The sequence below is a fragment of the Exiguobacterium sp. s122 genome (assembly GCF_018618475.1).
GTDB lineage: Bacteria > Bacillota > Bacilli > Exiguobacteriales > Exiguobacteriaceae > Exiguobacterium > Exiguobacterium himgiriensis.
On the sequence record NZ_JACSMD010000004.1, the window covers coordinates 77687 to 94966 of the forward strand.

Sequence of the window (17280 nt, forward strand, 5' to 3'; positions counted from 1 at the left end):
ACATGGGACTCAATGAGACAGGGCTCAGCTTGCTTCAGTTCTTCCAGGGACTTGCCGTCATCGCCGCAGCCATCGCATTTGCGATTGGGGGCTTCTACTTCATCTTCGGCGGGGATCGAGGTCGCTCGAAGGCCATCGGTTGGCTCGTCGGGGGCGCCGTCGGCCTGATCATCGTCATGGGCGCGTTCACGCTCGCCGAGATGGTCGACCAGAACATCAAATTCTAATACACACCCACGCAGCGTTCCAATCGGAAGGCTTTTTTTGTTGCTTGAAACGAGAGGAGGAACGAGATGCTGTTTGTACGATTCACCGACGTACCGGACACACGTATCCAGAACTATGAACGGCTCCCCTTCGCCGAAGCGGTCGTCGCGACTCATAATCTGCACCAGGCACGTAGCGAGGAAGGGACGAGCTGTTCCGGTGACTTCCGTCTCTTCGACCAGAAAGACGAGATGCTGTATCGAGGGACGTTCACATTCGGAACCGAAGGCACCTATCCGAACCTGTACCATCAAGTAAAGGACCGGGTACAACGAATCCAGACGAAGAAAGAGGATAACGCGAAGAAGATGTGGATCCTCGACGAGATCGAGTCCGAGACACCGGAAGACTATAAACGCCATTCCATCAAATCCAACCCGATCGTGTCGTCGACCTATCAGTCACGCCTGACCCGACTACAGCGTCGCCTCATCTACGGTGCGGCCACGGCCGGGATTCTATTCACCTCACTCTTCACTGCCGCGCAATGGTTCAGTGACAAGGAGGCGCACGCCGAACAGGTGACCGGTACTGAACAGACGTGGTTAGATGCTTACGAACGAGCGCTCCAAGGTGAGGAGTCCTCGCTCATCGATTTACTGGAACGGAAAGACCGGTCCGAGGAGGAGGATGCCCTATTGGCCGACCTCTATTTGGCGGAAGGAGAAGACCAGAAAGCGCTCGAGCTCACGGATGACCTGATCCTGATCGAGACGAAGCTGGCCGCGCTCGATCTATCCGATCAGGAGAAACTGGAACGGCTCCAGGACTTCCAAGCGTCACATCCGACCGATGAGGGCGCATTCGATCTCGCCACACTAGAACGGGATCATGAGACCGTGGCCAAGACGGAGAATGTGGAGTGGACTGCTCCCCGTATCTCCGCGAAAGTGACCGCCTATCTCTATCTCGGGGACATCGAGGCTGCGAACGATTGGGCGTCCAAGACGAACGACCCTGCCGTACAAGAAAAAATCGACAACTATCAAGATAGTACGGCCACGATCGACGGACTGAACGAGAAACTGAAGAAGACCTCTAGCAAGGACACATCGGCCCGTGAGAAGATTCAAGCCGCGATCGCAGCTGAAGAAGTTAACCTGGAAACGATTCTTTATTCAGATTAAGGTAGGTGAAATAATTGAGAACTCCGTCTCTATCACCACGATTCTCGATACGTCTGATCTTCCCCGCCCTGTTCTGCCTGTTGGTATTACCGGCCGGGATTTTTTATCTGCTGAACGGGGTCTACAACATCATTCGACAAATCATGACCCCGATATTACAAGACGGGCTGTTGGCCGGGGCGACGATTCCGACGCTCTCACCCTCCATGTTCTTGGAGGTGAGTCTTCCCTCTTCGACCGTCTTGATCGGACTGATGGTGTTCAGTCTGTTCATCGGATTGGTCGTGTTCGGCAAGATATGGCTGAACTTCCGGGATCTTCGGAAGAATCAAAAAGGGAGCGCCCGCTTCACCTCATTCGATGAATTGAAGCAACAGTATCGTCGTGTCCCGGACCGGAAGAAGCGGTATGACGGATTGGGCGGTGTCCCAGTCGGACGGGTCAAGAACGAGCTGTTCATCGATGACTCCCCCGTCAACAACCTCGTCATCGGGACGACCCGATCCGGGAAGGGCGAGACGTTCGTGTTCTCGACGATCGACCTGTACAGTCGAGCCAGTGATCAGGCCAGTCTTATCATCAACGACCCGAAAGGCGAGCTCTTCGCCGCCTCGAAGGAAACGCTCGAGCAACGCGGGTATCAGGTCGAGGTGTTGAATCTGATGAACCCGCTCCAATCGATGTCGTACAACCTGTTGCAGCTGACAATCGACGCGTTTTTAGAAGAGAACTACTCGCTCGCCCAGCAGTATGCGCGCTCGGTCGCGTTCATGTTGTACCATGACCCGAAGGCGCGGGACCCGTTCTGGGCCAACTCATCCATCGACCTGTGCACGGCGCTCATCCTCGGGCTCTGTGAGGAGGCGAAGGACACGCCGGAGAAAATCAACATGTACAACGTCGCGCTCATGCTCTCGGACCTCGGCTCACGGACGGTCGTGACGCGGCAAGGACAGGAAATCTCCGCGCTCGACGAGTTCTTTCAGCGATTCCCGGAGAACCATCCCGCCCGGCTCCAGTTCGCGACGCTCCACTTCTCGGGTGGCCAGACACGGGCGAGTATCCTGGCCAATACGAACGCAAAACTCGGTATCTTCACGTTGAACGGGACCGGGAAGCTGACGTCGATGAACTCGCTCGACATGCGACGCATCGGATTCAACCGCTGGATCAGCGGGCGGAGCGAGCCATTGACACGTCTCACGTTCATGTTCCCTGATGGGACGACCCATGCGCTCACGACCGATGACGATGGCAGCTTCATCGTGTACCACGCGTCGTCACTTAGAACCGGAGACGCCGTTCAAATCTCGACTGACTCAAGCACTGCGACGATTCAACTGGAAGCGCATGACGAGGAGAGTGGACGGTTCCACTACGCAATCGACGGGACGATACAGATCCGTGAGGTGATGCACCAGCTCCGTCCTGTGGCGGTGTTCCTCATCGTCCCGGACTATGACCCGACGTTCAACGTCATCGCGTCGCTCTACATCAAACAGGTATACACGGCGCTCGCCCGGGTCGCCTCGCAGACGAAACAAGGCAAATGCGAGCGCCAAGTAGTCTTCTTACTCGATGAGTTCGGCAACATGCCGCCGATCGAAGGCATGGCCAATATCATCACAGTCTGTCTCGGCCGGAACATGCGCTTCAACCTCGTCATCCAGGCCTACTCCCAACTCGAGAACCTATACGGAGAGGATTGGAAGACGATTGACGGCAACTGTGGGAACACACACTATCTGTTGACCGCGGACGAGTCGACCGCCGAACTGATCTCGAAGAAGCTCGGTGAGGCGACCATCGTCACGAAATCGCGGTCCGGGCAGACGTTCTCGCTCAAGAAATCGAAGACGGAGAACGTGGACGGCCGTCGGCTCATGACAGCGACCGAGGTCATGGGACTCAAAGAGGGCGAGATGCTCATCATCCGTGTCATCAAGCGTCAGGACACGAAGAAACGCCGTATCCAGTCGTATCCAATCTTCCTGACCGGCAGGACGGCAATGAGGTACCGCTACGAATACCTAGCGGACGACTTCGACACGGATCGTTCCCTGCATGACATCGACATCCCCTGCCGTCACGCCGGTCTCGACTTCGAACAGATTCGTATCCGCTTCGCAAAGAAAGAAGACGAGACGGAAATCAATACACCATCGAATCAGGAAGATAAGTCATTGCCGGTACGTGACGTACTACAGGACAGCATCCTGCGCTCCATGTTCGAAGGACATGACATCGGCGAGATGTCCCTCCCCGAGTTCGAGACGAACTTGAACCTAGGAGTCTACGACGTCACCGACAGCCAAAAGAGCTTTTTGAGTACGATGATTGCGAAGCGACTCGAGAAACTGAAGCAAGGCACACCGTAGAGAGGAGGCCGAATTCATGGCCGAGAGTGCGAGAGAGAAGCGAATCCAGAACGAATTGCGTGTCGTCGCGAGAATCATCGAGACGCAACGCGTCCGCCTCGAACGGGGCGACGTGCTCAACATCCAGACGACCGACGGCTTTCTGACCGTCTATCAGGACGACACCTCAGACACCCCGAAAACTGTTACACTAATAGATAAGTTCGACTTCCGGGTCAACCTGAAGGTCGCGGATCTACTAAAGGGGAAAATCGTCTGACGGAGGGGTAAACGTTATGAGGAAACTACTTGCGGGTACTTTAGGAATCAGCTTGTTTTTACTTGGAGCTTGCTCAAATTCCAATGAGTCTTTGGTTCAACGTGATATTGAACACGTTGAGAAGGTCATGACAGCCGAAGAGGATGACTATTTGCTGATTGTAAAAGAAGAAGATGGTGAATTCGAAGAATTTGTTGAATTCGTAAAAGAGGTAGCGAACGAAGAGAATCAACAAGTCACGCTCTATAATACGTTTCAGCCAGATGGCGAGGAACTTGTCGATCGTGGTAACTTTGAATACACTGACGAACTAAAAGGTGCCGTTCTATACTCGATTCAAGATGGAAACGTCACAGATGAAATCAATGTTGGAATGTTGACGGCGGACAATTACGAACAACAGTTAGCGGACTTCTTTACTAGGACTCAGTAGATTGGGGGTCTTTCAATGGCTGATTCCGATTTAATCACCAAATTACAGGAATACGAAGACGTACTCCAAATAAGTAGTATGGTCAATGACGCACTACGCTCAATGGGATGGATTCTTGTCAGAGGACTATCAGTCTTGATTGACGGCCTTGAATCAATCACGAATCAAATCCTATTAACCAATACATTCTTCAATAATGACCAAGTGGTTGAATTCGTTCTTACGATTCAGCCTTTTTTGTATGTTCTTTTAGCAGGAAGCTTCTTGTTCACTGGGTACTTGTTGATTTTCCAAAAGAAATTTGAACGTGAGAGTTTTTTGATCAACCTGTTCATCACACTATTGATCTTAGGTTTACTTTCACCAACTATGAGCCGAATTCAGGAGTTCTCTGATGAAGCAATCGCAGAAATCGGAACAGATTCGCTTTATGACGGAGAAGCCTCATTATCTGAGAGTATCTTAAAACGAAATGTACATGATTTGATTGAGCACGATTCGAAGAATTTTGATGCTGCTACCGGTGAATCATTAAATGCCATTCCGACTGAGTTGATTGATAATATCCGAATCAATGAAATTTTCGACAAGAACAACTATGACTTATCGGCAACCGGAAACAAATTGGCCGAGTCCTATATTCTATGGAACGGAAAAGAGACAAGCCTCGGTAAACTCGATCAAGGTGGCGTCGAGTGGAACAACCAGTATTACTACCGCTATCAGCCGAACTGGTTAACCATCTTCGTGACACTCGGAATCATGGGCTTCACACTGTTCTCGATCGCCTACAAACTGGCACGTCTCTCGTTTGAGCTTGCCTTCAACTATGTCCTGGCGATCCTCGTCGCACCGGCCGATCTGCACAGTGGTCAAAAGACGAAGAAGGTCATCCAGAGCATTCTGAACACGTTCCTTGTGATTATCTTGATTTTCGTCTCCATCAAGCTGTACACGATTGGGACTGCCTATCTCGCGGAGACATTGAACGGGTTCGCCTATCTGATCGCCCTCATCGCCTTCTCGGTCGCATTGATTGACGGGCCCAACATGGTCGAGCGGCTGTTCGGGATTGATGCCGGACTCAAGCGGGGCTGGGGTGTCGCCCTCAGCGCCTATGCCGCTGGGAAAGGCGTGACCTCGGCAGGTGCCCATGCGGTCTCGAAGGTCGCACGTGCCACACAGGGCGCACCAAAGATGCCATCGCTCCATGAAGCCGCGACGACTCGGATGGATTCGAGTGCCATGCCGCAAAATGATTCACCGCTTAATACGGTGAGCCAATCTTCACAGCGGATGGACGCCGAGAGACACATTGATCCAGATAATGTCGCTCAGGAGAACCAAATCGCAAGTCGCACGCAGACCGACAAAGAGAAACCGACAAATCCGAAGGAGGTTGCGCAACCAATCAGTGCTCAAAAATCAGAATCGGAAGCGCCAGGCTCTCCAAACGTGAAGGAAGCGTCGGGTCGCACGTCTCCTGAATCGATTACCGAACGTGCCGACCATCCAACAACGTCGTCGGAGACGCAAAGACCGGAGTCGATTCACGACCATTCAAGTTCTGGTCATTCTCCAGTCCCTGCTTCGTCGACTCTCGAATCGGTCACCGGGTCTACCGATACCACATCCGGACCAGGCCATCGTCACAATGAATCAGTAGACAGAAATGACGTGACGACACCGACGCCTCATGAGGTACCACCTTCAGGCGACTCATCCTCGTCTTCGTCCTCTACGATGGATTCGAATGATTCGACAACAGAGAAACGCCAAGGACGCGCCCGACGGACCATCCATCAGGATACCGCGCTCGACATAGAGACCGAGGTCATCGAACAGGTGCGCGAGAACCAGACATACCGTCATAGCCAGCAACAGGAAGATTCACGACGGATCTATCCGACCTCGCCACCGAAACCTGACAACATGAAGAAAAAGGAGTGATGACCCATGCGCAAATACCGGATTCCGAACGAGGTCACGACCGAACTGAAGATCAACAAGATGCTCTATCTGCATGATTTCCTGTTCCTCGTCGGGCTCATCGTGCTCCGCCTCGTGACGCTCCCGTTCATCCCGTCCTTGCTACACATCCCGTTCACGGTCTTCCTCGTCGTCTTCGGTCTATTCATGGTGCTCAGACCGGCGACGAACCCGCAGAAGCGGATGGTCCATGCGCTCTACTACGCGCTCATCAAACGGAAAGACACCTATCTCGCGCTCGACGCGCACACGAAAGGACGTGAGTGAGATGGCGTTCATCGAAGACACGCTACAGGGACCGAGACCTACGGGCACCTGGCTCGACGAACAGGACATGGTCGAGAAACGGAAGGTCAAAGACAAGGTCGTCGTCAAACCGACGGTCGCCCAACTGATGCCGGTCGTCGACATCACCGGTACCGAGTCGTTCGAGATGCGCGACGGGACCTATCTCGACATGGTCCAGCTCACCTCGAAGGACATCTATTCACTGAACGAGGAGGAAAAAGACCATGACGTGTTCTCCCTCGCCTATCTCCTGCAGGCGTACACGCACCCGCTCAAGGTCGTGCCACTGAACACGCCACTCAGTCTCGAGCGGCAGAAGATCAGCATCGAGCGACAGATTCGACAAAATCAGACACCGGCCTACCTGCCCTTCTTGTTGAAGAAAAAGCAGGAGCTCGAATACCTCGAGGAGCATCGCACCAATCGCGATTATCTCCTCTTTTTTTATGCCGACGACGAGCGGACGCTACGCGAACGGAAGACACACCTCTATAAACTGCTCCGCCGCTCGAACCCGATGCGCGAGCTGACGCTCGACCAAAAAGTCCATGTGCTCTATCAGCTGAACAACCCGAACACGAAACCGCAACTCGACGCCTGAAGAAAGGAGTGACGCGCATGTGGCAGCGCCTGCGTGACAAGTTATCCAAACAATCGGACCCGGAGACCATAAAAATCGAGAAAGGTTACAATCCCGACGTCATCGCCAAGATCCAGCCACAGGGCGGCATTAAGTTCGACGCCAACTTCGTCCGGCTCGGGGACGGCTATCTGTCTTGCCTCCATGTCTACAAATATCAGTCGCTCGTCTATGACTACTGGCTCGAACCGATTCTGAACATGCCGGGCGTTCTGACGACGCTCGACATCGGGACGGCCGACAAGCGTGAAATCATCCAGACCATCAACAAGTCGATGGCCGAACAGAACACGCGCTTCGAGAACGCAAAGGACAACATCGACCGCATCGACGCCCGGGAGACATACAAGGAGCTGAACGAGCTCTATGAACAGATCACTCAGGGCGAGACGATGAAATATCTGCATCTCCGCCTCTATGTGAAGGCGAAGACGCTCGACGCGCTCGAGGTGAAGGTGCAGGAAGTGATGGAGGAGCTCGAGGCCCGCAACTTCCGCTCGACGATCTTCCTGAACGAGCAGGAATGGGAGTGGCAGAGCCTGTTCACGAGCTACGACCAGCAACAAAAGCTCCCGAACCGGCGCCGTGGGAAAGAGATCCCTTCCCTCTCCATCGCTGGTGGCTATCCGTTTCACTTCACGTCGCTCCAAGACGCGACCGGGACGTATTACGGCACGACCGACACGAACGGCAGCGTCATCTTCGACCTGTTCCACAAGGACAAACAGCGAAAGTTCTATAACGCGCTCATGATCGGCAAAATGGGCTCTGGCAAATCGACACTTCTCAAGAAGACCGTGCTCGACCAGGCGATCAAGGGCAACAAGATCCGCATCCTCGACGTCACGGGCGAATTCTCCGATCTCGTGCGTCAGCTCGGCGGGAAAGAGATCGCGCTCGACGGGTCGGCCGGGCTCATCAACCCGCTCCATGTCTATAAGACGGTGACGAACAACGACGGCAGCGCCAACGAGGCACTCTCGTTCATGCAGCATCTCTCGAAGATGGCCGTGTTCTATTACTACATCAACCCGGCGGCGACGCAGGAAGAAACGAACGAGTTCGAGATCCTGCTCCGGGATTTGTACGTCCGGCACGGGCTCTGGGACGAACAAGGCGAACTGCCTATCACGACGCATCCGGCGAAGCGGTACCCGACGTTCTCCGACTTCTTGCATCTCGTGCGTCGTGAGCTCTACACGGACGACACGCGCACCTCAATCAAGGAAGCGATCAGCCCGAACCGGGTCCGACGTCTCGAGAACATCGAGCTCGCCGTCACGAACCTCGTCCATAACTACGGCAACATCTTCGACGGGCACTCCTCGATCGACCGGTTCGACGAGGAGCTCATCGTCTCGTTCCCGCTCCGGAACCTGACGAGCCTACGGGACGAAGTGTTCCAGGCGCAGGTGTTCTCCTTGATGAACATGCTGTGGGACGGGATGATCGCCAACGGATCGAGTCAACTGAAGGCCTACAACCAGGGCGTGCTCCGGACGGAAGAAGCATGCAAGTACCTCATCGTCATCGACGAGGCACACCACTTAATCAACACGCGCGACATCGCGCAGCCGGCCATCCTGTATCTGCAACGCTGTATGCGCGAGGCGCGCAAGTACTTCGGCGGCATCTTCTTCGTGTCGCATCTGATCACCGACTTCGTGCCGGCCGGATCGAAGTCCGAGAACGCGGAGAACGTCAAGTCGCTCTTCCAGCTTACGCAATACAAGATCATCGGCGAACAGGACGCGGAGAGCATCCCAATCATCCAGACGGTGTTTGATGGCCAACTCTCGAATTCCGAGATGCGGATCATCCCCTCGCTCGAGACGGGGCGTGTCGTCCTCAGCATTTCCGGCGTGCAGAACCTCATCTTTGACGTCGATGTCGCACCCGAAGAACTCGTCTTGTTCGGTGGGGGTGCCTGATGTGGGCGGCCGCGAAACGGACGGCCCGCTTCGCCGTCACAGCGAAATGGCAACTCGCGACGCTCAAGTGGCGGCTCATCCTGCTCGGCATCACGGCACTCGTGTTGTTCCTGGTCATCCTCGTCGTCGGAATCCTCGACACGCTCACAGGTGTCCAGAACGAACAACCGACCGACGTCACGTTCAATACCGCAGGAGGTCTACAGGTAAGCGACCAGGTGCTCCAATATCGGGGCTTGGTCGAATCGGAACTGTCGAAGCACGGACTGGCCGAACAGACGAACCTCGTACTCGCGCTCATGATGCAGGAGAGCGGCGGACGCGGGAACGACCCGATGCAGGCGAGCGAATCGAAGTGTGGACGCATCGGATGCATCACCTCCCCCGAGGAGAGCATCGTCTACGGCGTCGAACATTTCGCCGCCGTCTTCGAACGGGCGAACCGTGACGTGCAGCTCACGCTACAGAGTTACAACTTCGGAGGCGGCTTTATTGACTATGTGCAACAGAACGGAGGACGGTACTCGAAAGAGCTCGCCATCTCGTTCTCCCAAATGATGTACCAACGCGTGAAACACACCGGCATCTACCGCTGTCATCGTCCGAGCGCGGTCCAGTACGGTGCCTGTTATGGGGACATCGAATACGTCGACGCGGTGTTGAAATACCTCGCGCCGATCGCCGTCGCCGACGGGGTCATCACGAAAGAACTGTTGTCGGGGTTACGTTCCCCGCTCGCCATCCCGCTCAACGTGACATCGCGTTTCGGGTGGCGCGTCGTCTTCGGACAACGGGATAACCACACCGGTATCGACTTCAGTTGCACCCCGTCCGACACGATCCACGCGGTCAAGAGCGGCACCGTCATCTATAGCGGGAACCGCGGACCGTACGGCAATCTCGTCCAAGTCCGACACGACAACTACATCACGGCGTACGCGCACCTGAGTCGTCTCGGCGTCCAAACGGGCCAACAGATTGACGCCGGACAAGCGCTCGGGTACTGTGGCACGACCGGCCGCTCGAGCGGGAACCATCTGCATTTCGAGATCAAGACGAGTGAATGGTCCGGGCATATCGACCCCGCCCCGGTCTTCGGATTGTAATAATAAAAGAAGGAACATCACTTCAAAGAATAGAATGTCATTCGTGAATATATATATGCCAACTTTATTGGAGGTTATAAAATGGACATCGTATTAAGGCAGTTACCGGAAACTGAGATTGCGTTTATTAGACGTAATGGTAGCTATTTTGAACCCCAAGAACATTGGGGAAAATTAATGCAGTGGGCAATGCAATATGATCTCTACCCTCCTACAAGTCAATTTATTGGTGTTTCATTAGACAATCCGGATTTCGTCAAAGCTCATGAATGTAGGCATGATGCTTGTGTAACAATTCTTGAGAACTTTGATAAGTCGGGACACGATGAAATACAATTTAGAACGTTAGTAGGCGGCCAATACATTGTTCACCATTTCTATGACAGACCGGAAAAAATGAAAGAAACTTATGAATTTATTTTTGAAAAGTGGTTACCAGAAAGCAAATATTTAATGGACGAAGATAGACATAACTTAGAGTTTAATTTGAACAATCCTGCTGAAGATCCAGAGGGAAAATCTAGAGTTGATTTACATGTACCAATTAAGAACAAGGATTATCCAAATTGAAAATTTCAACAAACGTAAGGGATTCTCAAAAAATGAGGACCCCTTTTTGTTTGGTTTAACGTAAGTCAAAATTCATTTTTGCTATGTCATAAATAAATGAGTGAAAGGAGCATATCAAATGGTGTTTACCACTAAACATTTCGCTTCTCTGTTCGGGGTACTGCTTCTCATTTCGCTCGCGGCGAACGTCTTTTTCTATCAACAAGTGACGGCTGTCACGAGTACTTCAGACACGCATCAGACGGAAAATGAGAGCGTCACTCACTCTGAATCGGAAACCTCCGAAGATACACCGTCGGACACTGAGCCAGTCGTCGCTTCGATGGAGACGGAACGAATGGAGGAGCTGACCACACGTGCGACGCGCTTCGTCGAGTATGCCTTCACCATCACGAAGGACAGTTACACGACCCAGAAACGACAGGCGAAAGACGTCATGTCGGAGGAACTCGCGGCCACGCTCTTCGCCGCTGACGGCAGTGACGTCGGCACGTTCGAGACGACCGTTCGCGACATCAAGGTGTTCCCTTCTGCCTCCGGAGAAGATTGTCTCGTGCGGTTCGAACAGGACCTGTTGATCCTCGAGACGGGTTATGAAGAGACGACGCAAGAACTGTTGGCCCTGACGTTCGAGTCCGTCGACGGACGTTTGGTTGTTACTGAGATGGAAGACCTGACACCGGAAGGAGGGATCTAGATGCGACGACAAACGCGACGACGCCTCACCCAGAACGTATCCCGCTTCTACCTCGGACTCGGCGTATTCTTTGTCATGGGCTTCCTCTTTTTCGGAACCTCATCGTTCTTCTTTGCTGAGGAAGCACCAATCAATGAGACGCCGATCAACGAGGCGATTCGGCTCTCAAACGGGGAAATCGTGACGCTCCATGCCTGGAGTTATGACACGGAAAAGCGGACGATGCGCATCCGACTCTCGCTCGATGAAGTACCAGGTAACACGAACGATCATCTCTTCCGCTATGTCTATAAGGCACGTCCGGATTCCGAGAAGGAAGTCATGGTGCTGTACGAACGTAACGACCAATACGTGCTCGAATTGAAGGACGTGCCGAGAGACTTCGATCAGCTCGCCGTCCGAATCTATGGGGTGGACGAGTCACAATCAATCGACACACTCACACCTGAGGAACAGGAGAACAGTCTTTTGACGTCACTCTATGCCGACCGTCGGACCATCGAACAAGCGAACCACAGTTCATCCGACGAGACAACCTTCACGAGACAATTCGTCGAGGACGGGCTCGCGCATACCGAGCGCCAGTTAGAAAAAGCGCAACAGTCGGTCAAGGCGCAGCGACAACAAATCAAACGGCTCGACCGTGACAAAGAGGAACTTGAGGACGAACTCCCCTACCTCTCGCTCGACGAACAGGTCGAACAGGAGAACGAAATCTTCGACCTCAGCCGGAAGCGTGACGAGCTCACACTCGAACTTGAGAAACTCGAACAGTCGGTTCAAGCGCTCGAAGAAAAGCACGACAAACTGCGCGTCCGGCTCCGGGAACTGTCGATTTAAGTGGCACATTTCGTGCCAAATCGTTGGTTTTATTGGCACATTTCGTGCCGTTTTCGGACTTTTGATGATATCACGGAAACCCCAGGCTCTGCCTGGGCTATCACGACAAGTGATAGCAGTTTCCCCTTATGCTCTTTGAACGAACTTTTAGGACCTCGGCAATATACAGCCTCTAGGAAGGTGGTCAGACAGATGGATCTATTACTCCGCGACATCGACCCCGTCATCGTAAAGCAAATCGATGAATGGGCCAAGGAACATAACCACTCACGGCAACAATATTTGAAAGAACTACTCGCCTCCTGGTGCGCGAACGGCATCCAATCGACGCAGGTCGAGCGACTCGAACGACAGCTTGAGGCGAACACGCTCCACCTGAAACGGAGCGCGGAAGAGCTCGCCGAGTTGACCCGGTTGTTGAACGAGGTGATGCAGGATGCGTGAGACGCCGGGCGTTGTCATCAAGTCGAAGTTCAAGGTGCCGGGCACGAAAAAGAAGTCACGTCGTTACACGACGTACCTCGACTACATCAATCGACCGGACACCAAAGACAGCCGCGAACAGTTCGAGTCGTACCATGATTACATGGGGGACGAGATGAAATCGAGCGGTCTGTTCACACGCGAGGACGACCGGTTGGACGACGAAAAGCGTCGCGCCGTCCGCGACATCTTCAAGCACGCGCAAGAGAACGGGAGCATCCTCTGGCAGGACGTCATCTCGTTCGACAACGCTTGGCTACGCGAGACCGGCGTGCTCCACGACGACCTCGTCGACGAGAAACGGTTGATCCAGGCGACACGGAACGCGATCGATTCAATGCTTCAAAAAGAGAAGATGGTCCACGCCTACTGGACCGGTGCCGTGCATTACAACACCGACAATATCCACGTGCATGTCGCCATCGTCGAGACGAGCCACATGCGCGAGCGCGGCAAACGAAAACCAAAATCAATCGAGCTGATGAAGTCGAAAGTCATCTGTTCGCTCGCCGACCGGACGAAAGAACAGGAGAAACTGAACGCCTTCATACGAGACGAACTGGTCGCCCATAAACGGAACCGGAAGATTCAAACGCTACCGAACCGTGTCCTGCATCCCGACCTTGTCCGCCAATTCAAGGACATCTATGAGCAGTTGCCGGAAGACAAACGGCAATGGCGCTACAACATGAACGGGATGCAGCCGCTCCGTGAATCACTCGACCGTCTGACCGACCGCTATATCGACATTCATTTCAAATCAGAGTTTCAAGCCTTCAACGAGCGGCTCGAGCAGGAAGTGTCGTTCCATCGTCGGAGCTACGGCGACAAGGTGAAGGCCGAGCGGTACCGGACGACGAAACGACAGGACCTCTACACCCGAATGGGGAATGCCATCCTCTCCGAGATGCGTGAACTGGCGAAAGAGCAACACGTGAATGAGAAGAGTGAAGCTCGCAAACATCCGGTCCGACGTGCGTTCAAACAACAAAAGATATTCAACGAATCACTCTACCGGATCGAGCGGCATATGAACGACGAGTTCGAACATTTGAAGAATCAACGTGCTTTCGAACAACTGGAACGAGATATCGAATATGGAAAGTGAGGGAGGACGATGGAAGAGTTGAGACAGATCCGCCTCCGGTTGAAGCCAGATACGGTCGCGTATTTGGAAGAGTTCGCCGACGACAAACGTTTCGGCCATCTCGGTCAGGTCATTGACCATATCGCAACCGAACACAAACAACTGGCCGACGAGAAGTGGGACATGCAGTTCCTCACCCGCTCGATCAGCACACAGGTTTCCCGTCATATCGAGGAGTTGATCAACGAGCAGGTATTGACGGAACTCGAGCGGATCCGTCTCGCCGCGAACCGCTCCGACCGCCACGGTCAGATCCTGACAGAGCTCCTGCAGGCGCTCATGCAGACCGAGGGCATCGAGGACATCATGACGACAGACCAATTCAAGCCGACTTTCCTCGCGACGGCGGAACGTGTCGTCCAGGAACGTATCGAACACCAAAAACAGAAGAAGGACACACTAACTTTTGAGAGAGGATGAACCTTATGCGACCACTTGACCGTCCCTTTACGATGGGACAACTGTTGACGCTTCAACAGAAAACTGTCTCGGTCCTTATTTATGGAAAACGGTACGACATCCTGGTGTCCGTTTCCGAGCATCAGCTTTTAACTGCTATCGCGCAAGACGAAATCGTCTTGCTTCCCGTCAATTTCGATCGGACACGGCTGTTACTGGACATTCCGGAAACGTCGCCACAACTCGAGCGTGAACTGAACGATTTTACGGATAGTGATGAATCTGTCACCGACTTGTTGAAGGAAGGAGTCTGACACGATGGCCAAGATGAAGACGAACGAAGAACGGAAGGCCGAGCTCGAGGCCTTGACCGAGCAGATGGGAAAACAGATTGACAGCTACTTCGAGAGTCCGGAGAAGATTCGGGAACATCTGCAGTTTCTCGGCAAGTTCCATCAATACTCAATGCGGAACGCGGTCTTGATCGAGTCCCAGTTCCCCGGCGCGGTCGCGGTCGGCTCTTATCCTTTCTGGGAGAAGCAAGGCGCACAGGTACAAAAAGGTGAGCGTGGCATCAAGGTGTTTGTCCCAATCCCGGTGACGTACGCCCTGCACAAAGATGAATGGGTGCCGCTCAGCAAAGCACCGAAGCCGATCAAGGACGGCGTGAAACAAGGACGCATCCCGTCACGCAAGATGATGTACTTCAAAATCGGTCACGTGTTCGAATACACGCAGACCGACGCGCGCGAGAAAGGAATTGAGGTCTCGGCCGTCTTCAAACGGTATCACCGAGACGGCGGGCTCGAGAACGAACAAGACATCCGTGACGCCTTGACGACGCTCGCGGATGCCCGGAATGTGACGCTATTGGAGGAACCGCTCGACGAGATCGGGACGGCAAAGGGTTGTTACTATCCGGAGCTACATGCGATCGCCTTGAACCCGCGAAACACATCCATCGAGGACATCAGTGTCCTGATCCATGAGCTCGCCCATTCGGAGCTGCACAACCAAGAGCGGAATCTCGAACGGGACAAACCGCTCACGGCACCCGAGAAAGAGTTCCAAGCCGAGATGGTCGCCTATGTCGTCTCACATCAACTCGGGTTCCCGACGGACGATTTCTCGCTTTCTTATCTGGCCGGCTGGACGAAAGACAAGGAGCTCCTCGACAAGGAACAACTGTTGCAGGAGGTCCATCAGACGTCCGCAGGCTTCCTCGACCATATCGAGTCACATTTAGAGAAGGTGAATACTTTGGAGCAAGAAAAGGAACAGAGTCCACTCGAGTATATCAACCAGATGAATCACCGCATGGGGTGGAAAAATACTGATCTCAATCTCTATGAACAGATGCATGCCGTACAAAGTGTGTTCCCCGAGGAGGTGGAGCCCTATCTGAACGCAAAAGCGGCCCTCGAGACGAACCTGAAGATGGATCGCGTCGATGAGCCGCTCATGTATATTCATGGTATGGGTCTCGGGTTTCAGCAGTTCGGCATCGCCAATAATCATGACTTCAGTGAAGATCAGCTTGTGGCTTATACAATCGCATTACCGAATCAACCATTGGTCAGTGGTCACTTCGTCCCGGAAAGTGCCGTACATCCTTTACACCATCTTGAAAAAACCAATCGTTTGGAGAGACCGGTCCTGAAATCGCTTGAAAATCACTGGCATGACGTGTTGTTAGATGAAGAACAAAAGTCCCTTTCAAGAATTTCATTGTTTAACATCGAAAGACTCTGGTGACATTCGTGGGTATGATGATTTAAAAATTCATACCCTTTTCAATTTCAGAGCGCTGCCATTGCTTTTACCTCATACATTTTGTGTAAGCATATGAGCAGCTGTTTCACGCATATCTTGTAGGTCAGATATCTCTGCGAATTCAGCTACAGTTATTGCGCTGGTTGTTAACAACTCAATTATATGCTCATCCATTCTTGACCATGTTCTTCCGCCTGCATTGTCGTAAGCATCGAGTAACTTTGTCAAACCATCCTTACCAAACAGTAATAGATGTGATAGAAAATCCACAGATGTGTCCGCAATACTAATTTCTGTCCAATCTATCAAACCAGAGACCTCAAAATTCTTATTTATTAGTATGTGGCCAGGGTGTAAATCCCCGTGGCTTACACCTACATGCGATGGCCATAGCGAATCATTCGCCAACCATTCTTGCCAACGCTCCCATAGCTCTGAATTCACATGATACTTCTGTCTCACCTTCTCCATCCGTATCTTCATTGAACTGTTTAAATCTCTAGCATATAGAGTTTTGATACCGATTTCTTTGAAGTGTCGATGTGGTAATGTGTGTAGTTCTGCCAACACTTTACCTAATGACTGATAGTAAGATTGTGGTGTATTCTCTTTGTCAAAACTCCAGATGTAATCTTGTTGCTCTACATCAGTTGTTGCAACCGGAACACCATCTAATTGCTTATACGCAATTAGTTCATCATCAAAAATTGACCAATTTGGAACTTGAAAACTCACATGTTCTTCCATAATTTCTAGTGCCCCCTTTTCTTTCAAGGCGCTCCTCATCGAATCTAATCTTCGAGGAATTCTTAGTATCCACTTGCTACCAAGCGTATCTTTTGCATAAGCAACTTGAAAATCAACACCCGATTCATTTACCACAATGCTATTCTCTAACACATCTAATCCTTTATTTTTTGCAAGCCGTTTAAATTCGTTCATGATTTGTTCCT

19 protein-coding genes are annotated in these 17280 nt (G+C 52.6%); 18 read left to right on the top strand and 1 reads right to left on the bottom strand.

Annotated features, from left to right (window positions below; all coding sequences use genetic code 11):
* The first annotated feature begins 2 nt into the window (after positions 1 to 2).
* From KNP92_RS13915 to KNP92_RS14000, 18 genes are all read left to right on the top strand, one after another.
* The gene (locus KNP92_RS13915) at positions 3 to 227 is read left to right on the top strand and encodes a hypothetical protein (protein ID WP_214841509.1); all 225 of its coding nucleotides are present in this window, start codon (positions 3 to 5) and stop codon (positions 225 to 227) included.
* A gap of 66 nt (positions 228 to 293) precedes the next feature.
* Entirely contained in the window at positions 294 to 1394 is a 1101-nt protein-coding gene (locus tag KNP92_RS13920; RefSeq protein ID WP_214841515.1) for a hypothetical protein, read from the top strand.
* Between the two features lie 143 nt (positions 1395 to 1537).
* Complete coding sequence (locus KNP92_RS13925; RefSeq protein WP_214841517.1) at positions 1538 to 3772, top strand: VirD4-like conjugal transfer protein, CD1115 family; 2235 nt, start codon at positions 1538 to 1540, stop codon at positions 3770 to 3772.
* Positions 3773 to 3788: 16 nt separating this feature from the next.
* On the top strand, positions 3789 to 4031 hold the full coding sequence (locus KNP92_RS13930) for a hypothetical protein (protein ID WP_012390470.1): 243 nt from the start codon (positions 3789 to 3791) through the stop codon (positions 4029 to 4031).
* A 16-nt stretch (positions 4032 to 4047) separates the two neighbouring features.
* Positions 4048 to 4464 carry a hypothetical protein gene (locus KNP92_RS13935; protein ID WP_131472605.1) on the top strand — a complete coding sequence of 139 codons (417 nt, stop codon included), beginning with the start codon at positions 4048 to 4050 and terminating at the stop codon, positions 4462 to 4464.
* Positions 4465 to 4479: 15 nt separating this feature from the next.
* Positions 4480 to 6414, top strand: a complete 1935-nt coding sequence (locus tag KNP92_RS13940) for a pLS20_p028 family conjugation system transmembrane protein (RefSeq protein ID WP_260564101.1) — start codon at positions 4480 to 4482, stop codon at positions 6412 to 6414.
* A 6-nt stretch (positions 6415 to 6420) separates the two neighbouring features.
* On the top strand, positions 6421 to 6720 hold the full coding sequence (locus KNP92_RS13945) for a DUF5592 family protein (protein WP_214841521.1): 300 nt from the start codon (positions 6421 to 6423) through the stop codon (positions 6718 to 6720).
* 1 nt (position 6721) lies between these two features.
* Positions 6722 to 7342 (top strand): hypothetical protein, encoded by a 621-nt coding sequence (locus KNP92_RS13950; protein WP_214841523.1) that lies wholly within the window; start codon positions 6722 to 6724, stop codon positions 7340 to 7342.
* 17 nt (positions 7343 to 7359) lie between these two features.
* Positions 7360 to 9312 carry a VirB4 family type IV secretion system protein gene (locus KNP92_RS13955; protein WP_214841525.1) on the top strand — a complete coding sequence of 651 codons (1953 nt, stop codon included), beginning with the start codon at positions 7360 to 7362 and terminating at the stop codon, positions 9310 to 9312.
* The gene (locus KNP92_RS13960) at positions 9312 to 10418 is read left to right on the top strand and encodes a lysozyme family protein (protein ID WP_214841527.1); all 1107 of its coding nucleotides are present in this window, start codon (positions 9312 to 9314) and stop codon (positions 10416 to 10418) included. The genes KNP92_RS13955 and KNP92_RS13960 overlap by 1 nt, the downstream gene beginning before the upstream one ends.
* A gap of 81 nt (positions 10419 to 10499) precedes the next feature.
* Complete coding sequence (locus tag KNP92_RS13965) at positions 10500 to 10988, top strand: AraC family transcriptional regulator (protein WP_214841528.1); 489 nt, start codon at positions 10500 to 10502, stop codon at positions 10986 to 10988.
* A 118-nt stretch (positions 10989 to 11106) separates the two neighbouring features.
* Complete coding sequence (locus tag KNP92_RS13970; RefSeq protein WP_214841530.1) at positions 11107 to 11685, top strand: hypothetical protein; 579 nt, start codon at positions 11107 to 11109, stop codon at positions 11683 to 11685.
* Positions 11686 to 12525: a hypothetical protein gene (locus KNP92_RS13975; RefSeq protein WP_214841532.1), complete on the top strand. Its 840-nt coding sequence runs from the start codon at positions 11686 to 11688 to the stop codon at positions 12523 to 12525.
* A 192-nt stretch (positions 12526 to 12717) separates the two neighbouring features.
* Positions 12718 to 12969: a hypothetical protein gene (locus KNP92_RS13980; protein WP_214841534.1), complete on the top strand. Its 252-nt coding sequence runs from the start codon at positions 12718 to 12720 to the stop codon at positions 12967 to 12969.
* Positions 12962 to 14116, top strand: a complete 1155-nt coding sequence (gene mobP2 / locus KNP92_RS13985; RefSeq protein ID WP_214841536.1) for a MobP2 family relaxase — start codon at positions 12962 to 12964, stop codon at positions 14114 to 14116. Before KNP92_RS13980 ends, mobP2 begins: the two co-directional genes overlap by 8 nt.
* A gap of 18 nt (positions 14117 to 14134) precedes the next feature.
* Positions 14135 to 14575 (top strand): hypothetical protein, encoded by a 441-nt coding sequence (locus tag KNP92_RS13990; RefSeq protein WP_214841538.1) that lies wholly within the window; start codon positions 14135 to 14137, stop codon positions 14573 to 14575.
* A 5-nt stretch (positions 14576 to 14580) separates the two neighbouring features.
* Positions 14581 to 14868, top strand: coding sequence for a hypothetical protein (locus tag KNP92_RS13995; protein ID WP_214841540.1), 288 nt, complete (start codon positions 14581 to 14583; stop codon positions 14866 to 14868).
* 4 nt (positions 14869 to 14872) lie between these two features.
* Entirely contained in the window at positions 14873 to 16309 is a 1437-nt protein-coding gene (locus tag KNP92_RS14000; protein ID WP_214841542.1) for an ImmA/IrrE family metallo-endopeptidase, read from the top strand.
* Positions 16310 to 16378: 69 nt separating this feature from the next.
* Here KNP92_RS14000 and mphN read toward each other — a convergent pair whose 3' ends face one another.
* A complete protein-coding gene (mphN, locus tag KNP92_RS14005; RefSeq protein WP_214841544.1) occupies positions 16379 to 17269 on the bottom strand; it encodes a macrolide 2'-phosphotransferase MphN in 891 nt (296 codons plus the stop codon).
* Positions 17270 to 17280 lie beyond the last annotated feature (11 nt).